Source organism: Pseudomonas sp. PVC-3-1 (genome assembly GCF_057444315.1).
Genome location: NZ_CM172023.1, coordinates 2,760,544 through 2,785,497, shown reverse-complemented (window position 1 = coordinate 2,785,497; position 24,954 = coordinate 2,760,544). Strand labels below are relative to the sequence as shown.

Genomic DNA, 24,954 nt, shown 5'->3' with positions numbered 1-24,954 from the left:
TTCGCTTCGAACGGTGGAGCATTTCCGGCTGGCGCATCTGGACTCGCTTCAAGGGAGCTTCCCTGGGGTAAACCGTGGTCAGTTCTAGGGAAGTCAGGCGGCTATAGACACAGCCAGAGACCAAGCGTTCCGCTCCGTTGAACCCTATTTCTCCGCGCATAATGCGCTCAAGCCGCGAACTTGCACAGTGCCAGCACTGGGCAAATACGCGGCCTGAGCGGAGTGACGAGCCAGTCGCGATCAGACCGGGTCGTTTCTGCGCAGCAACTCCTCGGGCAGGTGTTCGATGTACTCGTCTTCGGCCGGCGGCATCTGCAGGTGGAAACCTTGTTTCTCGATGTTTTCCAGCACGACATTGATATCTTCGCGAGCCAGCTGACGCTCGGGGCTCAGGACCAGGTCGAAGGTGTGCCTGGGCGCGCCAAAGGCCGCGAGCAGCGCCTCGGGTACGCGGCTGAGGGCTTCGCGCTTGTCGACGTACAGGTACATCTCGTTCTTGCGCGGACTTTTGTAGATGGAGCAGATGCGTTTCATGTCGGTGCTTTCCGCGTAATTGAGTGGGCCACGTTATGCAGTGGGCCGCGTTATTCGGGAGCCTGGGCAGCCAGGCTGTCCAGCAGGGCCTGCCCCATCAGCTCGCGGCGCCAGCCTTGCAGCGAATCGGGCAGTTGGTAGGGGCCGTTGGGCCAGCCAGTCTTGAGCAGGGCCTCGAGAATCTTCTTGCGCAGCATCAGCTCGGGCGCCATCTCCAGGCGCTCGGCTTCCTTCTGGCCGACTTCGCGCAGCTTCTTCAGGACCGGGGTGATTTCGCGCGGCAATGGCTCGGGCAGGGTTTGCGGCCAGACCGCCTCGGGCAGCTTCGCCGCATGGGCCATCAGTGCGATCAGGGTGTCGCCGTCCTGCCGCACGGTGCGCGGGTGCATGTCGTCAATGCGCGCCAGCGCGACCTTGTCGCTGGGCTGAAAGCGCGCCAGCGGCCACAGGGTGTGCTCGCGCAGTACATGGTTGCGCGGCTTGTTGCGCAACCGCGCCTGCTCCTCGCGCCACACGCACAGCTCGCGCAGCACCGCCAGTTGCTGGCGACCCAGCTTCCACGCTAGCTTGACGTCGAGGTAGGCCTGCTGCGGGTCACTCACGCGGCTCTGGTTGAGGGTCAGGTCGGTGCCGTCGGCCAGCAGCCACTGCAGCTTCTCATCGCTCAGGCGCGGCGCGAGCTTCACGTAGACCTCGGCCAAGTGCTGCACGTCTTCGGCGGCGTAGCGCACCTGCATGTCGGTCAGCGGCCGCTGCAGCCAGTCGGAGCGGGTCTCGTCCTTGGGCAGGTCGAGGCCGAGGATTTCCAGCACCAGCTTGGAGTAGCCCATGGAATGCGGCATGCCCAGGTAGGCAGCTGCCAGCTGGGTATCGAACAGCGGCTGCGGCAGGCTACCGGTCAGGCGCTGGAAGACTTCCAGGTCCTCGCCGCAGGCATGGAACACCTTGACCACCAGCGGCGACTCCAACAGTGCGGCAAAAGGCGACCAGTCGCGGATCAGCAGCGGGTCGATCAGCCACACGCCGCTGCCGTCGCCCACCTGCACCAGCCCGGCTTCCGGGTAGAAGGTATCGACACGCATGAACTCGGTATCGAGCGCGAGGTACGGCAGTTCTTTCCAGTCCTGGCACTTGCGCTCCAGGGTGGCATCGTCGCGAATCCACTGAATGTCGAGGACGGTCACGAACATCTCCTTCGTTTCGGTGCGCGCATTATATAGAGATGCATGATGTGCGAGCATTCCACTCGGCCATCGGTCTGTGACGACTGCATGGCAACTTCTACGCTTTGCCCCGCCCACAACAACAAGAAGGCAGCTTGCGCATGAAAAAGCTTCTCGGACTGGTTGTCCTGCTGGTGGCCGCCCTGGCGGTCTACCTGGCGCTCACGCCCAGCCCCATCGACCCGCTGGCCTGGACGCCGCCCATGGCGCCGGCGATGACCGGCGTGATGGAACCCAATGACACACTGATGAAGGCCGAACTCCTCGCCCAGGGCCAGATCGTCGGCCCCGAAGACACCGCCGTGGACAGCCAGGGCCGGGTTTTCGCCGGGCTGGATGACGGGCGCATCGTGCGCATCGGCGCCGACGGCAAGGCCGAAACCTTTGTCGAGACCGGCGGCCGCCCGCTCGGCCTGGCCTTCGACAAGAGCGGCAACCTGATCGTCGCCGACGCCTGGAAGGGACTGCTGGAGATCGATCCGCAGGGCAAGATCCGCGTGCTGACCGATTCAGCGGACGGCGTTCCCTTCGCCTTCACCGACGACCTGGACATCGCCAGCGATGGCCGCATCTATTTCAGCGACGCCTCAAGCCGCTTCCACCAGCCTGACTACATACTCGACCTTCTCGAAGCCCGCCCCCACGGCCGCCTGCTGCGCTACGACCCGGCTACCGGCAAGACCGAAACGCTGCTCAAGGACCTGTACTTCGCCAATGGTGTGGCACTGTCACAGAACGAGGACTTCGTGCTGGTCAACGAGACCTATCGCTACCGCATCACCCGCTACTGGCTCAAGGGCGAGAAGGCCGGGCAGCATGAGGTGTTCATCGACAACCTGCCGGGCCTACCGGACAACCTCGCCAGTGATCGCAGCGGCACCTTCTGGGTCGCGCTGCCCTCGCCGCGAAAGGCCGACGCTGACATGATCCAGCAGATGCCCTGGCTGAAACGCCAGCTCACCAAGCTGCCGCGCGCCGTGCTTCCCAAGCCGGTGCCCTACGGCCTGGTGATCCAGGTGAACGAGAAAGGCGAGATCGTGCGCAGCCTGCATGACACCAGCGGCCAGCACCTGCGCATGGTGACCTCGGCCAAGCCGGTGAACGGCGTGCTCTACCTGGGCAGCCTGGAGAACGACCGCATCGGCCGGCTGCCCATCCATTGACGCTTCAGGCCGGCGCCTGCTCTTTCAGGGCCGGCGCCGGCACCGGCGCGGCGGAAGGCTCCAGCAACTCCAGCATGCGCTCGCGCACCTTGCTCATCAGCGCGTCGATGCCGTGCTCGGTGAACTGGGTGGAATCGATCGGCGCACCGACATGCACTTCCACCGGCATGCCCAGATTCAGCTTCAGGCCGCCGGCCGGCAGCAGTTGCTGGATACCACGAATCGCCACCGGGACGATGATCGCGTCGGTCTGCTGGGCCAGGCGGAAGCAGCCCTTCTTGAACGGCTGCAGCTTGCCGTCCTTGGAGCGCGTGCCCTCGGGCGCGGCCCAGAGCACGATGCCGCTTTCCATCATTTCCCGCGCCTTGGCCAGGTCGGCCATGGCCTGGTGACGGTTGTGCCGGTCAATGGAGGGGAACTCCGCCGCGCGCATGGCCGCGCCCCAAACCGGCACCGCGAACAGCTCCTTCTTCGCCAGCATGCGGATCGACCCGGGCATGCTCACGAAGATCGCTGGAATATCGTAGAAGCTCGAGTGGGTGCAGAGGATCATGTAGCGGCGGCCGTCGCCGAAGTCCGGCACCTCGCCATGGCGGCTCATTCGCGCTCCGGTCAGACGCAGCAGACTGCCCGACCAATCGCGGGTAAAACCGTCGACCTTGCTGCGGCGCAGCCGGCCGATGGCGCCCAGCGCCAGGACCCGGACGCTGTAGCCCAGAGTGATCAGAACGGTCGCCAGCCCCACCAGGGCCACGCGCAGCGGGCCGGCCTTGCGCGGCGCCGATTGCTGGTTGTGCATGTTCGCCAACTCCCACCAACTTTTCATCGTACAAGCCTTATGATGCGTTTCGGCCCCGTCACGACACAGGAATGCGCCCATGACCCAAGCCCGCCTGCTAACTCCCGAGCAACTGGCCGCCCGCCTCGATGACCCGAATCTCGTCCTGCTCGACTGCCGCTTCGCCCTCGAAGACCCGGCCTACGGCGCACGCAGCTACCGGGAGAACCATATCCCCGGCGCGCATTTCGCCGATCTCAACCGGGATCTTTCCTCGCCGGTGATTCCTGGCACCACCGGCCGTCATCCGCTGCCCGATCCGCAGCACCTGCAGGAACACCTGCGCGCCTGGGGCCTGAACGCCGACAGCGAAGTGGTGCTGTACGACGACGGCCCCGGCGCCTTTGCCGCGCGCGCCTGGTGGTTGCTGCTATGGCTGGGCAAGAGCGAGGGCGTTTACCTGCTCGACGGCGGCCTGACCGCCTGGCGCAACGCCGGCCTGCGCCTGACCACCGCCGAAACACCGCTGCGCCCTGGCGACTTCAGGGGCGAGCCGGACAACAGCCTGCTGATCAGCGCCAGCGAACTGGCCGCTAAACTCGGCGAGGCTGAACTGCCGCTGATCGATGCCCGCGGCCTGCCACGCTTCCGTGGCGAGGTCGAGCCCATCGACCCGGTCGCCGGGCACATCCCCGGCGCCCAATGCGCCGCCTTCACCAACAACCTCGGCAACGACGGCCGCTTCCTGCGCCCGGAACACCTGCACCAGCGCTTCGCCGGCCTGCTGCGCGGACGCCCGGCCGAGGACCTGGTGGCCTACTGCGGTTCCGGCGTCACCGCCTGCCACAACCTGTTCGCCCTGAGCCTGGCGGGCTATCCGCTGGGGCGCCTGTACGCGGGCTCATGGAGCGAATGGATCACCGATGCCCGGCGCCCGGTGGCCAAGGGCGACTGATCACCCCGCTCCGGCGGAAAAAACGGAAGGCGCTTCACACCGGCGCCCTCCGTTCCTATGGATAGGTGTCAGGGCATCGGTCAGACTCGTGCCCATTCTTCAAAGGAGTGAACACATGCCTTCGCGCATCCGCCAAACCCTTCTGGCCAGCCTGCTGCTGGGCCTGTGCAGCGCCATCCCCGCCCACGCCGCAGAGCTCGAAGCCACCCCCTGCGCCATCCAGGACCAGTGGTCCGATCTTTATGGCGAGGACCTGGTGAAAGCCGCCAAGGCCGGCCACGCCTCCGCCCAGTACACGCTCGGCCTGGAATACGACTCGGGCAGCGACGAGTACGACCAGGACTACGAGAAGGCCGCCTATTGGTACGAAAAGGCCGCGCAGCAGGGCCATGCCTGCGCCCAGTACAACCTCGGCAATGCCTACGACAATGGCGATGGAGTCGAGCAGGACTCGGCCAAGGCGGTGTACTGGTACCAGAAGGCCGTCGACCAGGGTGACAAGGACGCCCAGTTCAACCTGGCGATCATGTACGAGAACGGCACCGGCGTGACCCGCAGCTACAAGAAGGCCTTCGCCCTCTACCTGCTGTCGGCCGAACAGGGTGATGTGGACGCCGAGTTCCAGGTCGCCGAGAGCTACGCCAAGGGTCGTGGCGTGGCAAAGAACCCGGCGCAGGCCCGCGCCTGGTACCAGAAGGCGGCAGACCAGGGCCATGAAGAGGCCGAGGAAAAGCTCTCTACGATGCCGGAGTTAGCGCCGAGCATCTAATCGCCAGAAGGAATATGAAGGAAAGCCGCGCCGACGAAACAATTTAAAAACAGTCCTTTACATCATCTTCATCGCACTACACTTCAAATCGAGCGGCTAAGTCCGCTTCCGGCGGGGCCGAGGATAATCATCAGAAGCTGCCAAGACGCCCAGCCCCGCCGGTCATTGATGACGAGGATGTCATGGGAATCGCCGCGAACGATCTCTGCCAGTATGTGATCCGCCCTACCCTGCACTACCTGGGGCGTCACAGTGTCGCGGCCGAATCGCTGCTGCTGGGGGCAGCGGCCTGTCAGTCGGCGCTGGGGAGCGCCCTCGATGACAGCCATGGCCACGGGCTGTATCGCATTGGTGAGCAGCGACACCAGACGCTCTGGGACGGATTCCTGGCGCTGGACCCCGAGCTGGCCAGCCGCGTCCGAGGGCTGGCCAGCCAGCATGCCTTCCTCGACGCGCCGCACCTGGAACTCACGGTCAACCTGCGCTACAGCACCGCCATCGCCTGGATGCTGGTGGAAGCGGAACGCCTGCCCCTGCCGCTGACAGATGACCCCATGGAACTGGCCCGCATCTGGCGCCAAGTGTTCCACCCTCACGGACGCCTCCATGACTTCGTCGACGCCTGGCACAGCTACGTCGGAAATTTCAGCCGCGTCGCCTGAACATCACACACCCAAATACTGACCAACCGGTCAGAAAATATTTACATACAGCGACGAACGGACATCATTCAGATGGAACGCTCGTTTGAGCCCTGAAGCCCAAGGTAGAGCGCCTGCCAACCACTACCCAAGACCCGGGAATCTTGGTAGCTTGCGCGCCGATAAACACAGGAGTTGCTCTTACAATGAAAACAACATGGCTCAAGACCACCCTCGCACTGACCATCAGCGCTGCCTCTGCCCAGGTGCTTGCCAACGGCATCGCCATCAACGAGCAGAGCGCCAGCGGCGCCGGTACCGCCTACGCGGGCCGCGCTTCCTCGGCATTGGACGCCAGCACCATCTACGGCAACCCTGCCGGCATGTCCAAGCTCAAGCGTACTGAAGTCAGCGGCGGTCTGGCCGTTGTCTCTGCCAAGGACGATATCAGCGACGCGAACAGCACTGCCACCGGCTCCAACAAGGGCGATTCCGTTCCGCTGGCCGCCGTTCCGTTCGGCTACTTCGTCACCCCGCTGGATGACAAGGTCAGCGTCGGCCTGGGCATCTACGTGCCGTACGGCATCATCAACGACTACGAAAGCAGCTTCCAGGGCCGTTCCCATGGCTCCTACAGCAAGGTCCAGGTGATCACCGTCCAGCCGACCATCAGCTACAAGTTCAACGACGTGGTGGCAGTCGGCTTCGGTCCGACCATCAACCGCATCGACGGCAAGCTGGAAAACGACCTGGCCACCAAAGGCCTGTTCGGCGCGCCGAATGACACCGAGATCAGCATCAAGGGTGATGACACCGCCGCCGGTTTCAACGTCGGCCTGCTGATCACCCCGACCGAAAGCACTTCGATCGGCGCCACCTACCACTCCAAGGTGAAGTACGAACTCAAGGGCCACACCACCGTGTCCAACTCGCCGGCCGGCCTGTTCGACTCGCGCATGGACGCCAGCCTGGACATCACCCTGCCCGAATCCCTGGACCTGTCGATCACCCAGAAACTGGATGACCGCTGGACCGTCTACGGTGGCACCACCTGGACGCGCTGGAGCCGTCTGAAGTCCATCGAAGTGCAGAACACCGGCGCTCCGATTGCAGCCTTCGACACCATCGGCGAAGACCTGAGCTGGCACGATACCTGGTCCGCGGCCATCGGCACCTCCTATCAGTGGAACGACCAGTGGGTGCTGCGTACCGGCTTCGCCTACGATCCGTCGCCGACCACCAACGAGCACCGTACCGTGCGCATCCCGGTGGGCGATCGCAAGATCTTCACCCTGGGCGCCGGCTACTCGCCCAACGCCGACATGACCATCGACGTGGCATACGCCTACCTGTGGGAATCCACCGCCGGTGTGAACCAGCCCGACGGCCAGGAACTGGCAGGCCTGCAACTGCAGCCGGCCTACAGCGCCAAGTACGACAACAGCGCCCACGGCCTGACCGCGCAGATGACCTATCGCTTCTGATAGCTTCCGCGTCATGAAAAAGCCGGGCTCATGCCCGGCTTTTTCATTTGTGCCTTACCGCATCTTGTAGGAGCGAGCTTGCTCGCGAACAGCGCTCCCGGCGACTTCGGAGTCAATTCAGTTCGCGAGCGAGCTCGCTCCTACAACTATCGACTCAGGCCGCTTCGTCAGGCGCGGCATGCTCGCGGCAGATCAGCTCGCCTTCGCGCGCGTCCAAGCGTTCTCCCGTCAGCCCGCAGAGGGCGCCATCATCCAGCTTCTGATGGAAGCGACAGGTGCGGCACAGGCCAAAGCCCGGCACGTTCTCCTGGCGCTGCACGGTCGCCAGCAACTCCCGCAGCAGTTCGACCAGCAACTCGCTGCGCTCCCCCAGCGCCTCCTCGGCGCGGCGCAGGAAGGCCGGCGGCACCAGGGCATCGATCAGCCCCCAGCCCTCCCGTGTCAGTTCCAGATGCACGCTGCGGCGGTCCTGGGCGTCCGGACGCTTCTCGATCAGCCCCTTTGCCTCCAGTGCCTTGAGCGACTGCGACACCGTTCCCTTGGTCAGCCCGAGGAAATCCGTCACCCCCAGCGGTGTATTCGAATAGCGGTTGCAGCGCGCCAGGTAGTTCAGCGCACTCAGCTGGATTGGCTGCAGATCGGCCATCAGCGGCTGCTCGCGAGCCCAGGCGCGCATCAGACTGGCGATGCGTTCGAGGTAGTCGTACAGGGTCGTATCGGTCATGGGCTAATCCTCCCGATAGATAGTATCGATCAAAAACCAGTTTGACAGAAGACCTGTTCCGCTCGCAGACTGAAATGGTATCGAATCGATACATAACTAATCAGGAGAACGATCATGAGCAAAGCCGTTTACTACCATGCCGGTTGCCCCGTCTGCGTCGAAGCCGAGCGTGCACTGTTGCCGCTGCTGAATCGAGAGGTTGAAGTGGTGCACCTGGGCGAGCAGTCGCCGCGCGTCGCCGAAGCCGAGGCGGCCGGAGTGCAATCGGTGCCGGCGCTGGTGGTCGATGGGCAGGTGCTGCACCTGAACTTCGGCGCCGCACTGGCCGACCTCAAATAGGGCCGGCGACATGGGCGACTACCAGCCGCTGCAGTGCGATCTCCATGATTACCTGGAGATCGCCTGCCTCTACCGTTACTGGCTGCGTATTGAGTTGCGTGACGGCCTGGCGTTCGACGCCCAGGCCTTCACCACGCACTCGCGGCGAAACATTGACGGATCGCTGGAGGAATTTCTGGAAGTGCGAGTGGACGACGCCAGCCGGGAACTCCGGCTGGACCGTCTGCGCGCCATCACACCGTTGTCGGCGCAGGCGCTGTTCGCAAGAGTGGTGCTGGATGCGGCAGGCTGAACCGCCGCAACGACCTCACCACATGAGGTCGTCGGGCACCACATAATCCTTGTACGGATCGTTCTCGTCCGGCTCGCCGCTGGGCTCGCTGAGGACGATGATGCGACGCTCGTCGCGCTCCTGGATACGCAGCGCGGCATCACGCGGGACAATCTCGTAGCGACCGTCATAGCTGACGATGGCCAGGCTGCCACGGCTGAGCTTGTCGCGGATCAGGTCGTTGACCGCGATGCGCTTGACCTTCTTGTTGTCGACGAAGTTGTAGTAGTCGTCCGACTCCAGCTTCGGCAGGCGCGTGCCCTCGATCAATTGCTTGATCTGCGCGGCCTTGGCCTTCTTCTCGGACTTCTCCTGCTGCTGGCGATTCAGTTCGGCGTCGCGAGCCTGCTTCTCGGCCTGGGCCTGCAGGGCTGCCTGACGCTGACTGTCGTCCTTGGCTACCTGGTTCTTGTGCTCCAGGCGTTGCTGCTTCTGTTTCTGCTTGCCGGCCTGCTTGGCCTGCTTCTCGTTGACCAGCCCGGCTTTCAGCAACTGATCACGCAATGACATGCTCATGAATCAAGGCTCTCCAACAGCCCAATTGATGCCAGACAAATCCCAGACCAACGCATAGGTGCAGCGGGACTGTCCTCAGGGGGTATAATCCTCGGGCCTGTGCCAGCGCAGCGCAAGTGCCTGGCTCGAATTCACTCATCTGGAGCGGACTCGTAACCTCGATGCTGAAGCTCATCGTTCTCGCGATACTGGCCATCTTCCTCGTCGCCATCCTCTACGTGCACCTGCGCGGCAAGGTTCGACTGCCCTTCCTGCGCCAGGTGGTGAACCACTCCGCCTGGTTCGCCCCGTACAACTCGCTGATGTACCTGAACTCCAGCGTGCCGTCCAAGCCCTACCTGGACCGCGAGCGCTTCCCCGAACTCGACAAGCTGCGCGACAACTGGCAGATGATCCGCGAGGAAGCCGAGCAGCTGTTCGACGAGGGCTACATCCGCGATGCCCTGAACAACAACGAAGCCGGCTTCGGCTCCTTCTTCAAGAAGGGCTGGACCCGCTTCTACCTGACCTGGTACGACGGCCCCCTGCCCTCGGCACAGCAGCTGTGCCCCAAGACCGTGGAGCTGGTGAGCAGCATCCCCAACGTCAAGGGCGCGATGTTCACTCGCCTGCCACCGCGCAGCCACCTGAACAAGCACCGCGACCCCTACGGCGGCTCGCTGCGCTACCACCTGGGCCTGGCCACGCCGAACTCCGACGAGTGCCGCATCTTCGTCGACGGCCAGCCTTACGCCTGGCGCGACGGCCAGGACGTGATGTTCGACGAGACCTTCGTTCACTGGGTGAAGAACGAGACGGACGAATCGCGCCTGATCCTCTTCTGTGACATCGAACGTCCGCTCAAGTCGCCGCTGCTGACCCGCATCAACCGCCGCGTCAGCGCCTTCCTCGGCCGCGCCACGGCGCCGCAGAACGTTGAGGGTGAGCGCGTGGGCGGAATCAACCAGGCCTACTCGGTATTGATTCGCCTCGGTGACGCCGTGGGCAGCAAGGTCAAGGTGTTCAAGCGTGCCTATCCCAAGGCCTATCGCATCGGCCGGCCGATTCTGGCGGTGGCGCTGCTGGTGCTGATCCTGCGCTGGTTGTTCGGCTGATCGATATTTCTGTAGGAACGAGCTTGCTCGCGAACAGATTTCCCGGCAGCTACGGCATCAAGGGGTTCGCGAGCAAGCTCGCTCCTGCGAAGAGCAATAAAAAGCCCCGCATTGCGGGGCTTTTTCATGGGCGACGTTTCAGCAAGACATGAACTTATCCACAGCTAAGCGGGTTCTTCTCGTCACGCTTGGCAGCGCCCCACAGCTCGTCCATCTCTTCCAGGTTGCTGTCTTCCAGCGTGCGGCCCTGGTCACGCAAGGCAGTCTCGATGTAACGGAAGCGTCGTTCGAACTTGGCATTCGCGGCGCGCAGGGCGGTCTCCGGGTCGACCTTGAGCTTGCGCGCCAGGTTGACCACCACGAACAGCAGGTCGCCGACTTCCTCGGCCTGGGCTTCGGTGTCGCCGCCGGCCATGGCCTCCAGTACCTCGTCCAGTTCCTCGCGGACCTTGTCCACCACCGGCAACGCGTCGGCCCAGTCAAAGCCGACCTGGGAGGCGCGCTTCTGCAGCTTGGCCGCGCGGCTCAGCGCCGGCAGAGCGTTGGGCACATCGTCCAGCAGGGAGAGCTGCACGGGTTCGGCGGCCTTGGCAGCGCGTTCCTCGGCTTTCAGTTCTTCCCAACGCTGTTTCACCGCCGCTTCCGCCAGCTTCGCCGGGTCGGACTCGCCGTAGAGATCGCCGTCGGGGAACACATGGGGATGGCGGCGGATCAGCTTGCTGGTGATGCCATCAACCACCGCGTCGAACTCGAAGCGCCCCTCCTCCCGCGCCAGCTGCGCGTAGTAGACAACCTGGAAAAGCAGGTCGCCCAGCTCCTCGCGCAGGTGGTCGAAATCACCGCGCTCGATGGCATCGGCGACTTCGTAGGCTTCCTCGAGGGTGTACGGGACGATAGTCGCGTAGCTCTGCTTCAGGTCCCAGGGGCAACCGTGCTGCGGGTCGCGCAGCCGGGCCATGAGGTACAGCAGGTCTTCGAGCTTATGCATCCTTGGCACCCGCGCGGTCGCGCCGCGCCTCGATGATGTTCGGCAGCTGCGAGATGCGCGCCAGCAAGCGTCCCAGCGAATCCAGACCGGGGATCTCGATGGTCAGACGCATGATCGCGGTGTTGTCTTCCTTGTCCGAACGGGTATTCACCGCCAGCACGTTGATGCGCTCGTTGAGCAGCATCTGCGAGACGTCGCGCAACAGGCCGGAACGGTCGTAGGCGCGGATGACGATATCCACCGGATAGGTGCTGACCGGCACCGGCCCCCAGCTGACCTGGATGATCCGCTCCGGCTCGCGGCCGGCCAGTTGCAGCGCGGTGGCGCAGTCCTGGCGGTGGATGGTCACGCCGCGGCCAAGGGTGATGTAGCCAACGATCGGGTCGCCCGGCAGCGGCTGGCAGCAGCCGGCCATCTGCGTGAGCAGGTTGCCGACGCCCTGGATCTGGATGTCGCCGCGCTTGCCATGGCCGATCTTGCTCGGCTTGCGCGGGATGAGCTCGAGCTGCTCGGTGCCGCGTTCAGGCTCCACCAGCTGCTGCGCGTAGTTGACCACATGGGCCAGGCGCAGGTCGCCGGCACCCAGGGCGGCGAACAGGTCTTCGCCGGTCTTGTAGTTGGCCTTCTCGGCAAGCTTCTCGAAGTCCACCGGCGGCAGCGCCAGGCGGCCCAGATCACGTTCGAGCATGGCCTTGCCGGCGGCAACGTTCTGGTCGCGCGCCTGCAGCTTGAACCAGTGGACGATCTTCGCCCGCGCCCGCGAGGTAGTGACGTAGCCCAGGTTCTGGTTCAGCCAGTCACGGCTCGGGCCGCTCTGCTTGCCGGTGATGATTTCCACCTGCTCGCCAGTCTGCAGGCTGTAGTTCAGCGGCACGATGCGGCCGTTGATCTTGGCGCCACGGCAGTTGTGGCCGACCTCGGTGTGTACCCGGTAGGCGAAGTCCAGCGGCGTGGAGCCCTTGGGCAGGTCGATGGCGTGGCCGTCGGGGGTGAAGACGTAGACCCGATCGGGTTCGATATCCACCCGCAGTTGCTCGGCCAGGCCGCCGATGTCGCCCAGTTCCTCGTGCCACTCGAGCACCTGGCGCAGCCAGGAAATCTTTTCTTCGTAGTGGTTGGAGCTGGCCTTGACGTCGGTGCCCTTGTAGCGCCAGTGGGCGCAGACGCCCAGCTCGGCTTCCTCGTGCATGGCGTGGGTGCGGATCTGCACTTCCAGCACCTTGCCCTCGGGACCGATCACCGCGGTGTGCAGCGAGCGGTAGCCGTTTTCCTTGGGGTTGGCGATGTAGTCGTCGAATTCCTTGGGGATGTGTCGCCACAGGGTATGGACGATGCCCAGCGCGGTGTAGCAGTCGCGCATTTCCGGCACCAGCACGCGCACGGCGCGCACGTCGTAGATCTGACTGAAGTCCAGGCCCTTGCGCTGCATCTTCCGCCAGATGGAATAGATGTGCTTGGCGCGGCCGGACAGGTCTGCCTTGATACCGGTGGCAGCCAGAGCGTCCTTGAGTTGCTGCATCACGGTGGCGATGTACTGCTCGCGGTCCAGCCGGCGCTCATGCAGCAGCTTGGCGATCTGCTTGTACTGGTCGGGCTCGAGGTAGCGGAAGGAAAGGTCTTCCAGCTCCCACTTGATGTGGCCGATGCCCAGGCGGTGGGCCAGCGGCGCGTAGATGTCGAACACCTCGCGGGCGACACGCATGCGCTTTTCTTCGTCGCCGTTCTTCACCGCGCGGATCGCGCAGGTGCGCTCGGCCAGCTTGATCAGCGCGACGCGCACGTCGTCGACCATGGCCACCAGCATCTTGCGCAGGTTCTCGATCTGCGCCTGGGTGCCGAGCACCAGGGATTGTCGCGGGCTGAGGCTGGTGCTGATCGCCGCCATGCGCAGCACGCCTTCGATCAGCTTGGCGACGACAGGGCCGAAACGCTGCGCCACGTCCTCGAGTTTGACCTTGCCCTCGCGCACGCCACGGTAGACCACCGCGGCGACCAGCGATTCCTGGTCGAGCTTGAGGTCCGCCAGGATTTCGGCGATCTCGAGCCCCGTCTGGAAGCTGGAGGTGCCATCCGCCCAGGAATTGTCAGCCGTGCTGACAGCCCTGTCTTCCACCTCGCGAGCGAACTCGCAGGCTTCCAGCAGGACCTTGCGATCCAGGCCCGGGACCAAGGTCTGGACATGGTCCAGCCAGGCCTCGAGATTGATGCTGCCGTCGGTGTTGACCGGCTGGTGCGCTCTCACCTGTACCATCGTGTCTACCCTTCCCCACGGTGCGCCACAACACACCGCTCACTGCGCCGGCCTTTCTTGCTTGAGCCGGTCGGATTGCGCAGGCCGTCCTAGCCTGCCTCGAACAAAGCCATGGCCTCGACATGAGCCGTCTGCGGGAACATGTCGAGAATGCCGGCGCGCTTCAGACGATAGCCCTGTCGGGCCAGCTCGCCAGCGTCGCGCGCCAGGGTCGCCGGATTGCAGGACACATAGAGTACCCGCTCCGCGCCCAGTGAACGCATCTGCCGCGCCGGCTCGAAGGCTCCGTCACGCGGAGGGTCGAGTAGCACGGCGGTGAAATCCTCCGCCGCCCAGGGGGCGTCGGCAAGCGGTTTTGTCAGGTCAGCCTGATGGAACCGCGTATTGGCCAGGCCGTTGGTCCGGGCATTGGCGGCGGCGCGCTCGACCATGGTCTGCACACCTTCCACGCCCACCACCTCACGCACCTGGCGCGCCAGCGGCAGGGCGAAGTTGCCCAGGCCGCAGAACAGGTCCAGCACGCGCTCGTCGCTGCCTGGCTTGAGCCAGTCCAGCGCCTGGGCGACCATCGCCTCGTTCACCGGCTCGTTCACCTGAACGAAGTCGCCGGGGCGGTAGGCCAGGGTCAGATTCCAGGCTTCGAGCCGGAAGCCGAGCTCCCGGTTCCCGCTGTTTTCTGCGCCATCGGAACAAAGCGTCGGTTCGCCGTCACCCTGCAACCACAGCTGCACATCCCGTGCCGAACAGAATTCCAGCAGTCGCGCGCGGTCGCTATCGGACAAAGGTTCGATATGCCGCAGCAGCAACGCGCTGGAAGTGCCGTGGAACAGCTCGACGTGCCCCAGGGACTGCGGCTTGGCAAAGCCGCGCAGTAGCTCTGGCAACTCGCGGGCGAGGAGTTGCAGCTCAGGCACCAGCACCAGGCAGTCGTCGAAAGCGACGATGGCCTGGCTGGCGGCGGCGCGGAAGCCGACGTCCAGGCGCTTGGCCTTCACGTCCCAGCGCACGGCGAGGCGCGCGCGCCGGCGGTAGCCGAATTCCGGCCCGACCAGCGGTGCTGCCCACTCCTGCGGGACCAGGCCGGAGAAGCGCTCCAGCTGCTCTGCCAGGGTGCGCTGCTTGAGTGCCAGTTGATCGGCGTGGGACAGGTGCTGCAGGCTGCAGCCGCCACAGGTGCCGGCCACGGGGCACGGCGCGGCGCGGCGGTTGGCAGCAGCGGTGAAGATTCTTTCGCTACGGGCGTCGACGATCTGCGCGCGAGCAGAAAGCACGCGGGCTTCCACCGACTCGCCCGGCAGGGCGTTGTCGACGAACCAGGTGCGCCCGTCGACATGGGCAATACCGCGGCCGTCGTGGGCCAGGCGCTCGATGTTCAGGCGCTGCTTCTTGCCCACCGGTACCGCAGGGCTGCGCGCTCCGCCGCTGGGCTGGAAGCGCAGGCCGGATCTCTGCTTGGCCATGTCAGTTGGCGTCGAACACGCCCGAGGACAGGTAACGGTCGCCACGGTCGCAGATGATTGCCACCAGGGTCGCGTTTTCCAGCTCGCGGGACAGTCGCAGCATGGCCGCTACCGCACCACCGGAGGATACGCCGCAGAAGATGCCCTCTTCGCGGGCCAGGCGGCGCATCACGTCCTCGGCTTCGGTTTGCTGCATGTCGACGACGCGGTCCACGCGGGTGGCGTCGAAGATCTTCGGCAGGTATTCCTGCGGCCAGCGGCGGATGCCGGGGATGGCCGAGCCTTCCATCGGCTGCAGGCCGACGATCTGCACGTTGGGGTTCTGCTCCTTGAGGTAGCGCGATACACCCATGATGGTGCCGGTGGTGCCCATGGAACTGACGAAATGGGTGATCTCGCCGCCGGTCTGCTGCCAGATTTCCGGGCCGGTGGAATGGTAGTGGGCGATCGGGTTGTCGCCGTTGGCGAACTGGTCGAGCACCTTGCCCTGGCCTTCGCGGGCCATCTGGTCGGCGAGGTCGCGGGCGCCTTCCATGCCCTGTTCCTTGGTCACCAGGATCAGCTCGGCGCCGTAGGCAGTCATGGCGGCTTTGCGCTCGGCGGTGGAATTGTCGGGCATGATCAGGATCATGCGGTAGCCCTTGATCGCCGCCGCCATCGCCAGGGCGATGCCGGTGTTGCCGGAAGTGGCTTCGATCAGCGTGTCACCAGGCTTGATGTCGCCGCGCAGTTCGGCACGGGTGATCATCGACAGCGCCGGGCGATCCTTCACCGAACCCGCGGGGTTGTTGCCCTCGAGTTTCACCAGCAGGGTGTTGGAGGTTTCCCCGGCCAGGCGCTGCAGGCGCACCAGCGGGGTATTGCCGACGCAATCGGCGATAGTCGGGTACTGCACGGTCATGGAGGCACTCGGTTCCGAATCGCAGAGGGGGAAGACCCCCTATGATACCGGCAAACGACGCCTCGCCATACGAAACTTCCTAACAAGCCGTGTTCGGCGTCCGCGGCCCGGCTCAGGCCGCTGCCGCATCCGGCAGGCGCAGGTGCACGCGCAGCCCGGCCTCGGCGCAATCGGCCCAGAGTTCGCCGCCCTGCATGCGCAGCGAGCTGCGGGCAATGCTCAGGCCCAGGCCGAAGCCTTCGCCGGTGCGCGCGTCGGAGAGCCGGGTGAACGGCAGGAAGATGCGCTCCAGGTCACTTTCCGCCACACCCGGGCCATCGTCCTCCAGCCACAGGTGCCAGCCAGCGGACTCGCGCCGACCGCTCAGGCGGATGCGGCCGTTTTCCGGGGAATGGCGGATGGCATTGCGCAGCAGGTTTTCCAGCGCCTGGGCCAGACCGTTGAGATGGCCGCGCACGCGGCAACCCGCCGGGACCTGATAAAGGAAGCGTTCGGCGCTCCAGCCCGCCTCGAAGCGCGCATCGTCCACCAGCAGGTCCCACAGCGAACGCAGGTCGATCTCTTCCAGTTCCAGGCGCGGGCGCTCGGTGTCCAGCCAGGCCAGTTCAAGGGTGTCGGCGACCAGGCGCTGCATCACTTCCACCTCGCGCTCCACGCGCTGGCGCAGTGCGGCTTCGCTGATCGGGCTATCCCCCGCCACCCGCAGGCGGCTGAGCGGTGTGCGCAGTTCGTGGGACAGGTCGCGCAGCAACTGGCGCTGCAGGCCGACATGGCCGCTCAGGCGCTCGGCCATGTGGTCCAGCGCGCGGCCCAACTCGCCCAGTTCGTCGCGGCGGGCAATCAATTCCGGGCCGGCGACCGAGCCGAGGTTATCTGCCTGCAGGGCGTTGGCGTGTTCGCGCAGGCGCTTCAGCGGGCGCACCAAGCGGCGGTAGATCAGCCCGCAGAGCAGCAGCGCGAGGATCCCCGGCACCAGCGCATGGCTGATGGACTGGCGCAGGAAAGTCAGGCCGCCGGGCAGGAAGCGCTGCGGCAGCTGCACGACCAAGCGGCCGGCATTCGGCTCGTCGGGGAAGGGAATGCCGATGAACGGGAGATTCACCGAACGCGAGCTTACCGGCCAATCCAGCCCGCGCTGGAACGTCAGGTGCGCCACATCCTCTATCGGCAATGGCCGCGTGCCCAGCGACTGCAAGCGCGCATCGACCACGACCATCCACACCGGCTCGCGCTGCTTCATCTGCGCCAGCCAGGCGTCGACGCCCGCCGGGCCGCCGGCACGCCAGGCCTGCTGGGCCTCGTCGGCGTACCCCGCGAGCACCTGCCGCGCGGCTTCGGAGAGGAAGTAACTGTCGCGCTCCATCTGCTTGCCCCAGCTCCAGGACAGCCAGATCACCGACAGGCACAGCATCACCAGGGCGACGGCGAGTTTCCAGAACAGCGAGTGGCGACCGGGCATGTCAGTCCTCGGCCTCAGCGAACACGTAGCCCTTGCCCCAGACGGTGTGCAGTTGGTGGCGAACATAGCCGATAGCCTGCAGCTTGCGGCGCAGGTGGCTGACATGCATGTCCAGGCTGCGGTCGTGGGCGGTGAAGGCGCGGTGCAGCACGTGCTGGTAGAGGAAGGGTTTGCTCAGGGTCTCGCCCTGGCTGCCGAGGAAGGTTTCCAGCAGACGGTACTCGGTGCCGGTGAGGCCCGCCCATTGGCCGTCGAGGCCAACGTCGTCCTTCTGCGGGTCCATCTGCAAGCCGGTGGGCGCGCTGGCCAGCGCCTGGCTGCCGCGCTCCAGCGCCACACGGCGCAGCACCGCATCCACACGCACGCTCAGCTCGGCGAGACTGAAAGGCTTGGGCAGATAGTCGTCAGCGCCCTGTGAAAAGCCAGCGATACGATCCTGCTCAGCGCCCAGGGCGGACATCAGGATAACCGGCACCGCACGCTCGCGGCGCAAGGTGCGGAGGATATCCAGGCCGCCGGTGCCGGGCAGCATGATGTCCATCAGCACCAGATCGTAGTCGCCGCCGCGCGCCTGGGCCAGGCCCTCGTCGCCGTCCTGGCACCAGGTGACCTCGAAGCCGCGTTCGCTCAAATGGGAAGAGAGGTGGGCGCCCAGGGTCGGGTCGTCCTCGATGGTCAGCAGCCGCAGACCGGAGGAAGCAATGGCATTCATATCAAATAAGAGTGATTAGCAATTGCGTGAAGTATTCACGATTCCACGCGATCTCGGCAAGGCAAAGGGCTTCCGATGAGGGTCTGAACCGCTACACTGCCGGGGATAAACGCATCGGAGGAAGCGCGTGTTCAAGGATCTCGGCATCAAGGGACGGGTACTGCTGCTCACCCTGCTGCCCACCAGTCTGCTGGCGCTGGTGCTGGGCGGCTATTTCACCTGGGTGCAGCTGTCGGACATGCACGCCCAGTTGATCGAGCGCGGGCAACTGATCGCCGAACAACTCGCACCGCTGTCCGCCCCGGCCATGGCCAACCACAACAACGAGCTGCTCGAGCGCATCGCCAACGAAGCGCTGGACCAACCCGACGTACGCGCCGTGACCTTCCTTGACCCGGACCGGGAAAAACTCGTCCACGCCGGCCCCAGCATCCTCACCCCCATGCCTTCGGGCGACGGTTCGCATCTGAGCATGGCGAGCAATCTGGATACCACCCACTTCCTCCTGCCGGTGCTGGGCAAGCACCGCAGCCTGTCCGGCGACCCGGACGATGACGCCGAGAAGCTGCTGGGCTGGGTCGAGCTGGAATTGTCGCACCACGGCACCCTGCTGCGCGGCTATCGCAGCCTGTTCACCAGCCTGTTGCTGATCGGCGCGGGGCTGGCCGTCACCGCCCTCCTCGCCCTGCGCATGAGCCGCGCGATCAATGCGCCCCTTGGGCAGATCGCCCAGGGCGTCGCCCAGCTCAAGGAAGGCCGCCTGGAAACTCGCCTGCCCGCCCTCGGCAGCCACGAACTGGATGAACTGGCCGGCGGTATCAACCGCATGGCCGAGGCGCTGCAAAGCGCCCAGGAAGAGATGCAGCACAACATCGACCAGGCCACCGACGACGTGCGGCAGAACCTGGAGACCATCGAGATCCAGAACATCGAGCTCGACCTCGCGCGCAAGGAGGCCCTGGAGGCGAGCCGGATCAAGTCCGAGTTCCTCGCCAACATGAGCCACGAGATCCGCACTCCGCTCAACGGCATCCTCGGCTTCACCAACCTGCTGCAGAAGAGCGAGATGACCAGCCGCCAGCAGGACTACCTCTCCACCATCCACAAGTCCGCCGAGAGCCTGCTGGGAATCATCAACGAGATTCTCGACTTCTCGAAGATCGAGGCCGGCAAACTGGTGCTGGAGAACATCCCGTTCAACCTGCGCGAACTGATCCAGGACACCCTGACCATCCTCGCCCCCGCCGCCCACGAGAAGCATCTGGAACTGGTCAGCCTGATCTACCGCGACACCCCGCTGCAGCTGGTGGGCGACCCGCAGCGGCTGAAGCAGGTACTGACCAACCTGGTGAGCAACGCCATCAAGTTCACCCACGACGGCAGCATCGCCGTGCGCGCCATGCTCGAAGACGAGAGCGACGACCGCGCACAGCTGCGCATCAGCGTGCAGGACACCGGCGTTGGCCTGACCGACGCCGACCTGCGTGCGCTGTTCCAGGCGTTCAGCCAGGCCGACAACTCCCTCTCGCGCCAAGCCGGCGGCACCGGTCTCGGGCTGGTGATCTCCAAGCGCCTGATCGAACAGATGGGCGGCGAGATCGGCGTGGAAAGCAGCGCCGGAGACGGCTCGGAATTCTGGATCAGCCTCAACCTGCCCAAGGCCCGCGACGATGGCGACGACCTCCCGCACGCCCTGGCCGGCGGCCTGCGTGTGGCGCTTTACGAACCCCACGAACTGACCCGCACTGCCCTGCACCACCAACTGGAAGACTGCGGCCTGGAAGTCACCGAATTCCCCGACCTCGCCGCCCTGGAGAAGGCCCTGTTGGCCGGGCCGTCCGACAAGGCGCCGATCACCCTGGCGCTGCTCGGCGTGACTGCCGCCGAACACCCGCCCGAGGCGCTGCGCCAGTCCATCCGCGAACTGGAGCAGCACGGCTGCAAGAGCCTGGTGCTCTGCCCGACCATCGAACAGGCGCACTACAACGACGTGCTGCCCGACGCCCAGGTGCAGAGCAAACCCGCCTGCACCCGCAAGCTGCAGCAGGCGATGAACGAACTGCTGCACCTGCGCCCGTTGCGCAAGGACAAGAACGTCAACGGCAAGCTCGAACGCACGCCACGCCTGCTCTGCGTCGACGACAACCCGGCCAACCTGCTGCTGGTGAAGACCCTGCTGACCGACATGGGCGCCGAGGTGATCGCCGTGGACAGCGGCCTGGCCGCCGTCGAAGCGGTGCAGCGCGAGCGTTTCGACCTGGTCTTCATGGACGTGCAGATGCCGATCATGGACGGCCGCCAGGCTACCGAGGCGATCCGCCAGTGGGAAGGCGACCGCGAGGTCAGCCCGGTGCCGATCATCGCCCTCACCGCCCACGCCCTGGCCAACGAGAAGCGCGCCCTGCTGCAGGGCGGCATGGACGACTACCTGACCAAACCCATCGACGAGCGCCAACTGGTCCAGGTAATCCTCAAGTGGACCGGCCTCGCACTGGGTGAGCCGCGCGACGAGCGTCCGCGCCAAGCAGAATCCTCCATCGACGGCCTCAGCGTGCTCGACCCGGAGGAAGGCCTGCGCCTGGCCGCCGGCAAGCCAGAGCTGGCCGCAGACATGCTCGGCATGCTGCTCGCCTCGCTCTCCGCGGACCGCCAAGTCATTCGCCAGGCCCGCGAGCGCAACGACCGCAACACCATGCTCGAACGCATCCACCGCCTGCACGGCGCCACCCGCTACTGTGGCGTGCCGATGCTGCGCGCCGCCTGCCAGCGCGCCGAAACGCTGCTCAAGCAGAGCGACCCGGACGCGGCCACCGCCCTGGACGAACTGGACAAGGCCATGGTCGAGCTGGCCCTGGCGACCGAGGGCCACCTGGAAGCCGAAGCCGGCCAGCCTCATTGAAGACGGACGACCCTGCGATGCGCATCATCCTGTTCAGCAATCAGACCTACGACCGTGACAGCTTCCTGGCCGCCAACCATGGACTCGGCTTCGAGCTGCATTTCCAGCAGGCGCAGCTGCGCGAGGACACCGTCGCCCTGGCCATGGGCTTCGAGGTGGTCTGCCCCTTCGTCAACGACGACCTGTCGCGTCCGGTGCTGGAGCACCTGGCAGCCGGCGGGACGAAACTGATCGCCCTGCGCTCGGCTGGCTACAACCATGTCGACCTGGCCGCCGCCCACGCGCTGGGGCTGGCCGTGGTGCGCGTACCGGCCTATTCGCCCCACGCCGTGGCCGAACATGGCGTGGGATTGGTCCTGGCGCTATGCCGGCACCTTCACCGTGCCTACAACCGCACCCGCGAAGGCGACTTCTCCCTGCATGGCCTGACTGGCTTCGACCTGCACGGACGTACCGTCGGGGTGATCGGCAGCGGCCAGATCGGCGAGGTCTTCGCCCGCATCATGAGCGGCTTCGGCTGCCACATCCTGGCCTACGACCCTTACCCCAACCACGCCATCGAGGCCCTGGGCGGGCGCTTCGTCGAGCTGGACGAACTGCTCGCGCAGTCCGACATCATCAGCCTGCACTGCCCGCTCAACGAGGCCACGAAACACCTGATCAACGCCCAGAGCCTTGCGCGCATGAAGCGCGGCGCCATGCTGATCAACACCGGCCGCGGCGCGCTGGTGGATACCCCGGCGCTGATCGAGGCGCTGAAAAGCGGCCAGTTGGGCTACCTGGGCCTGGACGTCTATGAAGAAGAAGCCGAGATATTCTTCGCCGACCGCTCCGACCAGCCGCTGCAGGACGACGTCCTGGCACGCCTGCTGACCTTCCCCAACGTGATCATCACCGCGCACCAGGCCTTCCTCACCCGCGAGGCGCTGGCCGGGATCGCCCAGACCACCCTGGCCAACATTGCCGCCTGGCGGGCCGGCAATCCGGTCAACCTGGTGAAAAACTGAGCAGAAGGCACTCGCATCCGCACGCCACGCGCCCTAGAATGCCGCGCTTTCCCGGAGGACCCATGGCTCAGCACGATTTCCGCTACACCCTGCTCAACCCGCAATTCACCCTCAACGAGTGCCGCGCACTGACTCCGGGCCGTTACCAGGTCACCGGCATCGGTGGCTCGATCAAGGCTGGCGACACCCTGCTGGTCAGCCTCAAGGGCAGCAAGAGCCTGAGCATGACCCTGGAAGTGGAAAAAGTCCGCCACCTGATCAACCCGCCGGGGCAGTGGATGGCCGTGGCCAAGGGCCCGGTTTTCCGGGAACTGGGCATCCATGAATGGAAGGTCAACTGCGACGGCTGCGAAGCTACACTGGACTTCGAATTCGCCGTCGATGCCACCCTCGGCAAGGCCGCCCAGCAACCCGCCGCCGAGCTGCGCATCGCCGAACTCGGATGGACGAAGGTCGGCAACCGCCACCTCTGCCCGGATTGCCAGAGCAAGGAGACCGCATGAAAGCCCTGATCGCCGGCGCCTGTGCCGCGCTGGCCGTGGCCGGCTGTGCAAGCAAGCCGGTTCCCGAAGCGGAGCAGGCCTACCGCGTGGAGTGGATCGGTGAACGCCCGCTGATCGATTACACCCACATCAGCCTGACCCTGGACGGCAACGGCCGCGCCTACGGCAGCGCCGGCTGCAACCACTGGTTCGCCAGCTACAAGCTCGAGGGCGAGCAACTGACCTTCGGCCAGCCCGGCGCCACCCGCAAGCTGTGCGCCGACCTGGTGATGGAGCAGGAACAGCAGTTCCTCAAGATGCTCGGCGAAGTGCAACGCTGGGACATCACCGACGAAGGCGAGCTGCGCCTGTGGCCGGTCTCCGGCCGCGCCATGCGCATGTGGCCCGAAGGCTGAGGCTCTTTTAGCCAGAGCTAGAAGAGCGTGAGCTGCTCGTGGGCGCCGCGCAGATCGACCAGGCGCACGCCCACGCCGATCAGCCGCACCGCCTTGTTGCCGCGCTGGAAGGCCTGCCCCAGCAGTAACCGGTAGCTTTCCAGGTCTCGCGCCGCGCCCGCCTGCTCCAGAGTGGTCTGGGTGAAGTCGTGGAACTTCAGCTTGATGAATGGCTTGCCCGGCCGGTAGCTGGTGTCCAGGCGCGTCATGCGCCGCTCCAGTTCGCCCAGCAGTGACGGCAATTCCTCCTGGCACGCTGCCAGGTCCGGCAGGTCCTGATCGAAGGTGTTCTCCACGCTGATCGACTGACGACGGCTGTCCACCTGCACCGGCCGGTCATCGACGCCCCGCGACAAGCCCCAGAGCCGCTCGCCGAAACTGCCGAACTCCTTGGCCAGCTGGATCCGCGACCAATCGCGCAGGTCCGCGCAGGTGCGAATCCCCAGGCGCGCCAGCTTCTCGGCGGTAACCTTGCCCACGCCATGCAGCTTCTTCACCGGCAGTTCGGCGACAAAGCCGTCCACCTCATCGGGCGTGACCACGAACAGGCCATTGGGCTTGCGCCAGTCGCTGGCGATCTTGGCGATGAACTTGTTCGGCGCCACCCCGGCAGACACCGTGATGTGCAGAGTCTCCCAGACACGCTGGCGAATTTCCTGGGCGATACGCGTAGCGCTGCCGCCGCAGCGCTCGCTGTCACTGACATCGAGATAGGCCTCGTCCAGGGATAGCGGCTCGATCTGGTCGGTGTAGTCGCGGAAGATCGCGTGGATGTCCCGCGAGGTCTCGCGATAGACGTCCATGCGCGGACGCACGATGGTGAGGTCCGGGCAGAGTTTCACGGCAGTGCGCATGGCCATGGCCGAATGCAAGCCGTAGGCACGGGCTTCGTAGTTGCAGGTCGCGACCACGCCACGCTTGTCCGGCGAGCCCCCCACAGCCAGCGGTTTGCCCGCAAGGCTCGGGTCGTCGCGCATCTCGATGGCGGCGTAGAAGCAGTCGCAATCGATGTGGATGATCTTTCTCTGCCGAGTCACGAAGAAGGCGCCTGCATCACCATCGGAAGCCGCCTGGGCAGGCGGCGGAAATCCCGCCCATGGTAATGCAAAAAGCTGCAGCTTCGGTTATCCACAGCCAGGAAAATCCCCCGCGCCGCCACCTGCCCTGTCGCCCTTCCACTCAGCTAAATATCTGAAAGAAAATCACTTTTTCTCTTTTTTCATTGACACCAAAGCCCACCGGCGTAGAATGGCTGCCGCGGGATGGAGCAGTCTGGTAGCTCGTCGGGCTCATAACCCGAAGGTCGTAGGTTCAAATCCTGCTCCCGCAACCAGATACCGTGAAAAGGCCACTCTTCGGAGTGGCCTTTTTCGTTTGCGCGCGATTTAAATTATTGATCGAAGCAGAAATATCGATTGACAGAGGCTTTCATTTCCGTAGAATTGCCGCCGCGGGATGGAGCAGTCTGGTAGCTCGTCGGGCTCATAACCCGAAGGTCGTAGGTTCAAATCCTGCTCCCGCAACCAGACACAGAAAAAGGGTCACTCTTCGGAGTGGCCCTTTTTCGCTTGCGCGCATTTAAATCTTTGATCGAAAACGAAAATATCGTTTGACACCACGCTTCATATCCGTAGAATTGCCGCCGCGGGATGGAGCAGTCTGGTAGCTCGTCGGGCTCATAACCCGAAGGTCGTAGGTTCAAATCCTGCTCCCGCAACCAGACACCAAGAAGAAAGCCACTCTTAGGAGTGGCTTTTTTCGTTGTGCCGGAAAAATTGATCGCCCACGG

The 24,954-nt window shown here is 64.9% G+C and carries 24 protein-coding genes and 3 tRNA genes; 15 read left to right on the top strand and 12 right to left on the bottom strand.

What is annotated here, in order from left to right; translation table 11 throughout:
* Window positions 1-240 precede the first annotated feature (240 nt).
* Complete coding sequence (locus AC2T4A_RS13105; protein WP_416745250.1) at window positions 241-534, bottom strand: YcgL domain-containing protein; 294 nt, start codon at window positions 532-534, stop codon at window positions 241-243.
* 50 nt (window positions 535-584) lie between these two features.
* Window positions 585-1,724: a ribonuclease D gene (rnd, locus tag AC2T4A_RS13100; protein ID WP_416745251.1), complete on the bottom strand. Its 1,140-nt coding sequence runs from the start codon at window positions 1,722-1,724 to the stop codon at window positions 585-587.
* Window positions 1,725-1,858: 134 nt separating this feature from the next.
* On the opposite strand from rnd, the gene AC2T4A_RS13095 reads away from it, so the two are divergent.
* A complete protein-coding gene (locus AC2T4A_RS13095) occupies window positions 1,859-2,920 on the top strand; it encodes an SMP-30/gluconolactonase/LRE family protein (RefSeq protein WP_486743464.1) in 1,062 nt (353 codons plus the stop codon).
* A 4-nt stretch (window positions 2,921-2,924) separates the two neighbouring features.
* Here the strand turns inward: AC2T4A_RS13095 and AC2T4A_RS13090 are convergent, their stop codons facing one another.
* Entirely contained in the window at window positions 2,925-3,719 is a 795-nt protein-coding gene (locus tag AC2T4A_RS13090; RefSeq protein ID WP_486743463.1) for a lysophospholipid acyltransferase family protein, read from the bottom strand.
* A 79-nt stretch (window positions 3,720-3,798) separates the two neighbouring features.
* Here AC2T4A_RS13090 and AC2T4A_RS13085 point away from each other — a divergent pair, with 79 nt between their 5' ends.
* The 4 genes from AC2T4A_RS13085 (at window position 3,799) to AC2T4A_RS13070 (ending at window position 7,547) form a co-directional block, all read left to right on the top strand.
* On the top strand, window positions 3,799-4,653 hold the full coding sequence (locus AC2T4A_RS13085; RefSeq protein ID WP_486743462.1) for a sulfurtransferase: 855 nt from the start codon (window positions 3,799-3,801) through the stop codon (window positions 4,651-4,653).
* A 115-nt stretch (window positions 4,654-4,768) separates the two neighbouring features.
* The gene (locus AC2T4A_RS13080; protein ID WP_486743461.1) at window positions 4,769-5,422 is read left to right on the top strand and encodes a tetratricopeptide repeat protein; all 654 of its coding nucleotides are present in this window, start codon (window positions 4,769-4,771) and stop codon (window positions 5,420-5,422) included.
* 182 nt (window positions 5,423-5,604) lie between these two features.
* Entirely contained in the window at window positions 5,605-6,084 is a 480-nt protein-coding gene (locus AC2T4A_RS13075; RefSeq protein ID WP_416745256.1) for a hypothetical protein, read from the top strand.
* A 185-nt stretch (window positions 6,085-6,269) separates the two neighbouring features.
* Window positions 6,270-7,547 (top strand): outer membrane protein transport protein, encoded by a 1,278-nt coding sequence (locus tag AC2T4A_RS13070; protein WP_486743460.1) that lies wholly within the window; start codon window positions 6,270-6,272, stop codon window positions 7,545-7,547.
* A gap of 154 nt (window positions 7,548-7,701) precedes the next feature.
* On the opposite strand, the gene AC2T4A_RS13065 is transcribed toward AC2T4A_RS13070, so the two are convergent.
* A complete protein-coding gene (locus tag AC2T4A_RS13065) occupies window positions 7,702-8,271 on the bottom strand; it encodes a MarR family winged helix-turn-helix transcriptional regulator (RefSeq protein ID WP_486743459.1) in 570 nt (189 codons plus the stop codon).
* A gap of 114 nt (window positions 8,272-8,385) precedes the next feature.
* On the opposite strand from AC2T4A_RS13065, the gene AC2T4A_RS13060 reads away from it, so the two are divergent.
* Together AC2T4A_RS13060 and AC2T4A_RS13055 are read left to right on the top strand one after the other, a co-directional pair.
* Window positions 8,386-8,610, top strand: a complete 225-nt coding sequence (locus tag AC2T4A_RS13060; protein ID WP_416745259.1) for a glutaredoxin family protein — start codon at window positions 8,386-8,388, stop codon at window positions 8,608-8,610.
* 10 nt (window positions 8,611-8,620) lie between these two features.
* A complete protein-coding gene (locus AC2T4A_RS13055; protein WP_416745260.1) occupies window positions 8,621-8,902 on the top strand; it encodes a Rho-binding antiterminator in 282 nt (93 codons plus the stop codon).
* Window positions 8,903-8,917: 15 nt separating this feature from the next.
* Here AC2T4A_RS13055 and AC2T4A_RS13050 read toward each other — a convergent pair whose 3' ends face one another.
* A complete protein-coding gene (locus tag AC2T4A_RS13050; protein ID WP_054908697.1) occupies window positions 8,918-9,457 on the bottom strand; it encodes a DUF2058 domain-containing protein in 540 nt (179 codons plus the stop codon).
* 161 nt (window positions 9,458-9,618) lie between these two features.
* On the opposite strand from AC2T4A_RS13050, the gene AC2T4A_RS13045 reads away from it, so the two are divergent.
* Window positions 9,619-10,551 carry an aspartyl/asparaginyl beta-hydroxylase domain-containing protein gene (locus AC2T4A_RS13045; protein WP_486743458.1) on the top strand — a complete coding sequence of 311 codons (933 nt, stop codon included), beginning with the start codon at window positions 9,619-9,621 and terminating at the stop codon, window positions 10,549-10,551.
* A gap of 154 nt (window positions 10,552-10,705) precedes the next feature.
* Here the strand turns inward: AC2T4A_RS13045 and mazG are convergent, their stop codons facing one another.
* From mazG to AC2T4A_RS13015, 6 genes are all read right to left on the bottom strand, one after another.
* The gene (gene mazG / locus AC2T4A_RS13040) at window positions 10,706-11,539 is read right to left on the bottom strand and encodes a nucleoside triphosphate pyrophosphohydrolase (RefSeq protein ID WP_416745262.1); all 834 of its coding nucleotides are present in this window, start codon (window positions 11,537-11,539) and stop codon (window positions 10,706-10,708) included.
* Complete coding sequence (relA, locus tag AC2T4A_RS13035; protein ID WP_416745263.1) at window positions 11,532-13,790, bottom strand: GTP diphosphokinase; 2,259 nt, start codon at window positions 13,788-13,790, stop codon at window positions 11,532-11,534. Before relA ends, mazG begins: the two co-directional genes overlap by 8 nt.
* An 89-nt stretch (window positions 13,791-13,879) precedes the next feature.
* Window positions 13,880-15,250: a 23S rRNA (uracil(1939)-C(5))-methyltransferase RlmD gene (rlmD, locus tag AC2T4A_RS13030; protein ID WP_486743457.1), complete on the bottom strand. Its 1,371-nt coding sequence runs from the start codon at window positions 15,248-15,250 to the stop codon at window positions 13,880-13,882.
* A gap of 1 nt (window position 15,251) precedes the next feature.
* On the bottom strand, window positions 15,252-16,151 hold the full coding sequence (cysM, locus tag AC2T4A_RS13025; RefSeq protein WP_037010266.1) for a cysteine synthase CysM: 900 nt from the start codon (window positions 16,149-16,151) through the stop codon (window positions 15,252-15,254).
* A gap of 112 nt (window positions 16,152-16,263) precedes the next feature.
* A complete protein-coding gene (locus AC2T4A_RS13020; RefSeq protein ID WP_486743456.1) occupies window positions 16,264-17,610 on the bottom strand; it encodes a HAMP domain-containing sensor histidine kinase in 1,347 nt (448 codons plus the stop codon).
* A gap of 1 nt (window position 17,611) precedes the next feature.
* Window positions 17,612-18,322: a response regulator transcription factor gene (locus AC2T4A_RS13015; RefSeq protein ID WP_416745267.1), complete on the bottom strand. Its 711-nt coding sequence runs from the start codon at window positions 18,320-18,322 to the stop codon at window positions 17,612-17,614.
* Between the two features lie 127 nt (window positions 18,323-18,449).
* Between AC2T4A_RS13015 and AC2T4A_RS13010 the strand changes: the two genes are divergently transcribed.
* The 4 genes from AC2T4A_RS13010 to AC2T4A_RS12995 all read left to right on the top strand — a co-directional run bounded on the left by AC2T4A_RS13010 (window position 18,450) and on the right by AC2T4A_RS12995 (window position 23,126).
* Entirely contained in the window at window positions 18,450-21,221 is a 2,772-nt protein-coding gene (locus tag AC2T4A_RS13010) for a response regulator (RefSeq protein ID WP_486743455.1), read from the top strand.
* Between the two features lie 17 nt (window positions 21,222-21,238).
* Window positions 21,239-22,228 carry a 2-hydroxyacid dehydrogenase gene (locus tag AC2T4A_RS13005; protein ID WP_486743454.1) on the top strand — a complete coding sequence of 330 codons (990 nt, stop codon included), beginning with the start codon at window positions 21,239-21,241 and terminating at the stop codon, window positions 22,226-22,228.
* 62 nt (window positions 22,229-22,290) lie between these two features.
* Window positions 22,291-22,731, top strand: coding sequence for a hypothetical protein (locus AC2T4A_RS13000; protein ID WP_416745270.1), 441 nt, complete (start codon window positions 22,291-22,293; stop codon window positions 22,729-22,731).
* The gene (locus AC2T4A_RS12995; protein ID WP_486743453.1) at window positions 22,728-23,126 is read left to right on the top strand and encodes an META domain-containing protein; all 399 of its coding nucleotides are present in this window, start codon (window positions 22,728-22,730) and stop codon (window positions 23,124-23,126) included. Before AC2T4A_RS13000 ends, AC2T4A_RS12995 begins: the two co-directional genes overlap by 4 nt.
* 17 nt (window positions 23,127-23,143) lie before the next feature.
* Here the strand turns inward: AC2T4A_RS12995 and dinB are convergent, their stop codons facing one another.
* Window positions 23,144-24,142, bottom strand: coding sequence for a DNA polymerase IV (dinB, locus tag AC2T4A_RS12990; protein ID WP_486743679.1), 999 nt, complete (start codon window positions 24,140-24,142; stop codon window positions 23,144-23,146).
* A gap of 279 nt (window positions 24,143-24,421) precedes the next feature.
* Between dinB and AC2T4A_RS12985 the strand changes: the two genes are divergently transcribed.
* The 3 genes from AC2T4A_RS12985 (at window position 24,422) to AC2T4A_RS12975 (ending at window position 24,885) form a co-directional block, all read left to right on the top strand.
* A tRNA-Met gene (locus AC2T4A_RS12985) sits at window positions 24,422-24,498 on the top strand.
* Between the two features lie 116 nt (window positions 24,499-24,614).
* A tRNA-Met gene (locus tag AC2T4A_RS12980) sits at window positions 24,615-24,691 on the top strand.
* A 117-nt stretch (window positions 24,692-24,808) separates the two neighbouring features.
* Window positions 24,809-24,885: transfer RNA gene (locus AC2T4A_RS12975), tRNA-Met, on the top strand.
* Window positions 24,886-24,954 lie beyond the last annotated feature (69 nt).

Excerpts from the sequence above, each read along its gene's own strand:
- AC2T4A_RS13105 (WP_416745250.1), bottom strand. The coding sequence starts at position 534 with ATGAAACGCATCTGCTCCATCTACAAAAGTCCGCGCAAGAACGAGATG.
- rnd (WP_416745251.1), bottom strand. The coding sequence starts at position 1,724 with ATGTTCGTGACCGTCCTCGACATTCAGTGGATTCGCGACGATGCCACC.
- AC2T4A_RS13095 (WP_486743464.1), top strand. The coding sequence starts at position 1,859 with ATGAAAAAGCTTCTCGGACTGGTTGTCCTGCTGGTGGCCGCCCTGGCG.
- AC2T4A_RS13090 (WP_486743463.1), bottom strand. The coding sequence starts at position 3,719 with ATGCACAACCAGCAATCGGCGCCGCGCAAGGCCGGCCCGCTGCGCGTG.
- AC2T4A_RS13085 (WP_486743462.1), top strand. The coding sequence starts at position 3,799 with ATGACCCAAGCCCGCCTGCTAACTCCCGAGCAACTGGCCGCCCGCCTC.
- AC2T4A_RS13080 (WP_486743461.1), top strand. The coding sequence starts at position 4,769 with ATGCCTTCGCGCATCCGCCAAACCCTTCTGGCCAGCCTGCTGCTGGGC.
- AC2T4A_RS13075 (WP_416745256.1), top strand. The coding sequence starts at position 5,605 with ATGGGAATCGCCGCGAACGATCTCTGCCAGTATGTGATCCGCCCTACC.
- AC2T4A_RS13070 (WP_486743460.1), top strand. The coding sequence starts at position 6,270 with ATGAAAACAACATGGCTCAAGACCACCCTCGCACTGACCATCAGCGCT.
- AC2T4A_RS13065 (WP_486743459.1), bottom strand. The coding sequence starts at position 8,271 with ATGACCGATACGACCCTGTACGACTACCTCGAACGCATCGCCAGTCTG.
- AC2T4A_RS13060 (WP_416745259.1), top strand. The coding sequence starts at position 8,386 with ATGAGCAAAGCCGTTTACTACCATGCCGGTTGCCCCGTCTGCGTCGAA.
- AC2T4A_RS13055 (WP_416745260.1), top strand. The coding sequence starts at position 8,621 with ATGGGCGACTACCAGCCGCTGCAGTGCGATCTCCATGATTACCTGGAG.
- AC2T4A_RS13050 (WP_054908697.1), bottom strand. The coding sequence starts at position 9,457 with ATGAGCATGTCATTGCGTGATCAGTTGCTGAAAGCCGGGCTGGTCAAC.
- AC2T4A_RS13045 (WP_486743458.1), top strand. The coding sequence starts at position 9,619 with ATGCTGAAGCTCATCGTTCTCGCGATACTGGCCATCTTCCTCGTCGCC.
- mazG (WP_416745262.1), bottom strand. The coding sequence starts at position 11,539 with ATGCATAAGCTCGAAGACCTGCTGTACCTCATGGCCCGGCTGCGCGAC.
- relA (WP_416745263.1), bottom strand. The coding sequence starts at position 13,790 with ATGGTACAGGTGAGAGCGCACCAGCCGGTCAACACCGACGGCAGCATC.
- rlmD (WP_486743457.1), bottom strand. The coding sequence starts at position 15,250 with ATGGCCAAGCAGAGATCCGGCCTGCGCTTCCAGCCCAGCGGCGGAGCG.
- cysM (WP_037010266.1), bottom strand. The coding sequence starts at position 16,151 with ATGACCGTGCAGTACCCGACTATCGCCGATTGCGTCGGCAATACCCCG.
- AC2T4A_RS13020 (WP_486743456.1), bottom strand. The coding sequence starts at position 17,610 with ATGCCCGGTCGCCACTCGCTGTTCTGGAAACTCGCCGTCGCCCTGGTG.
- AC2T4A_RS13015 (WP_416745267.1), bottom strand. The coding sequence starts at position 18,322 with ATGAATGCCATTGCTTCCTCCGGTCTGCGGCTGCTGACCATCGAGGAC.
- AC2T4A_RS13005 (WP_486743454.1), top strand. The coding sequence starts at position 21,239 with ATGCGCATCATCCTGTTCAGCAATCAGACCTACGACCGTGACAGCTTC.
- AC2T4A_RS13000 (WP_416745270.1), top strand. The coding sequence starts at position 22,291 with ATGGCTCAGCACGATTTCCGCTACACCCTGCTCAACCCGCAATTCACC.
- AC2T4A_RS12995 (WP_486743453.1), top strand. The coding sequence starts at position 22,728 with ATGAAAGCCCTGATCGCCGGCGCCTGTGCCGCGCTGGCCGTGGCCGGC.
- dinB (WP_486743679.1), bottom strand. The coding sequence starts at position 24,142 with ATGCGCGACGACCCGAGCCTTGCGGGCAAACCGCTGGCTGTGGGGGGC.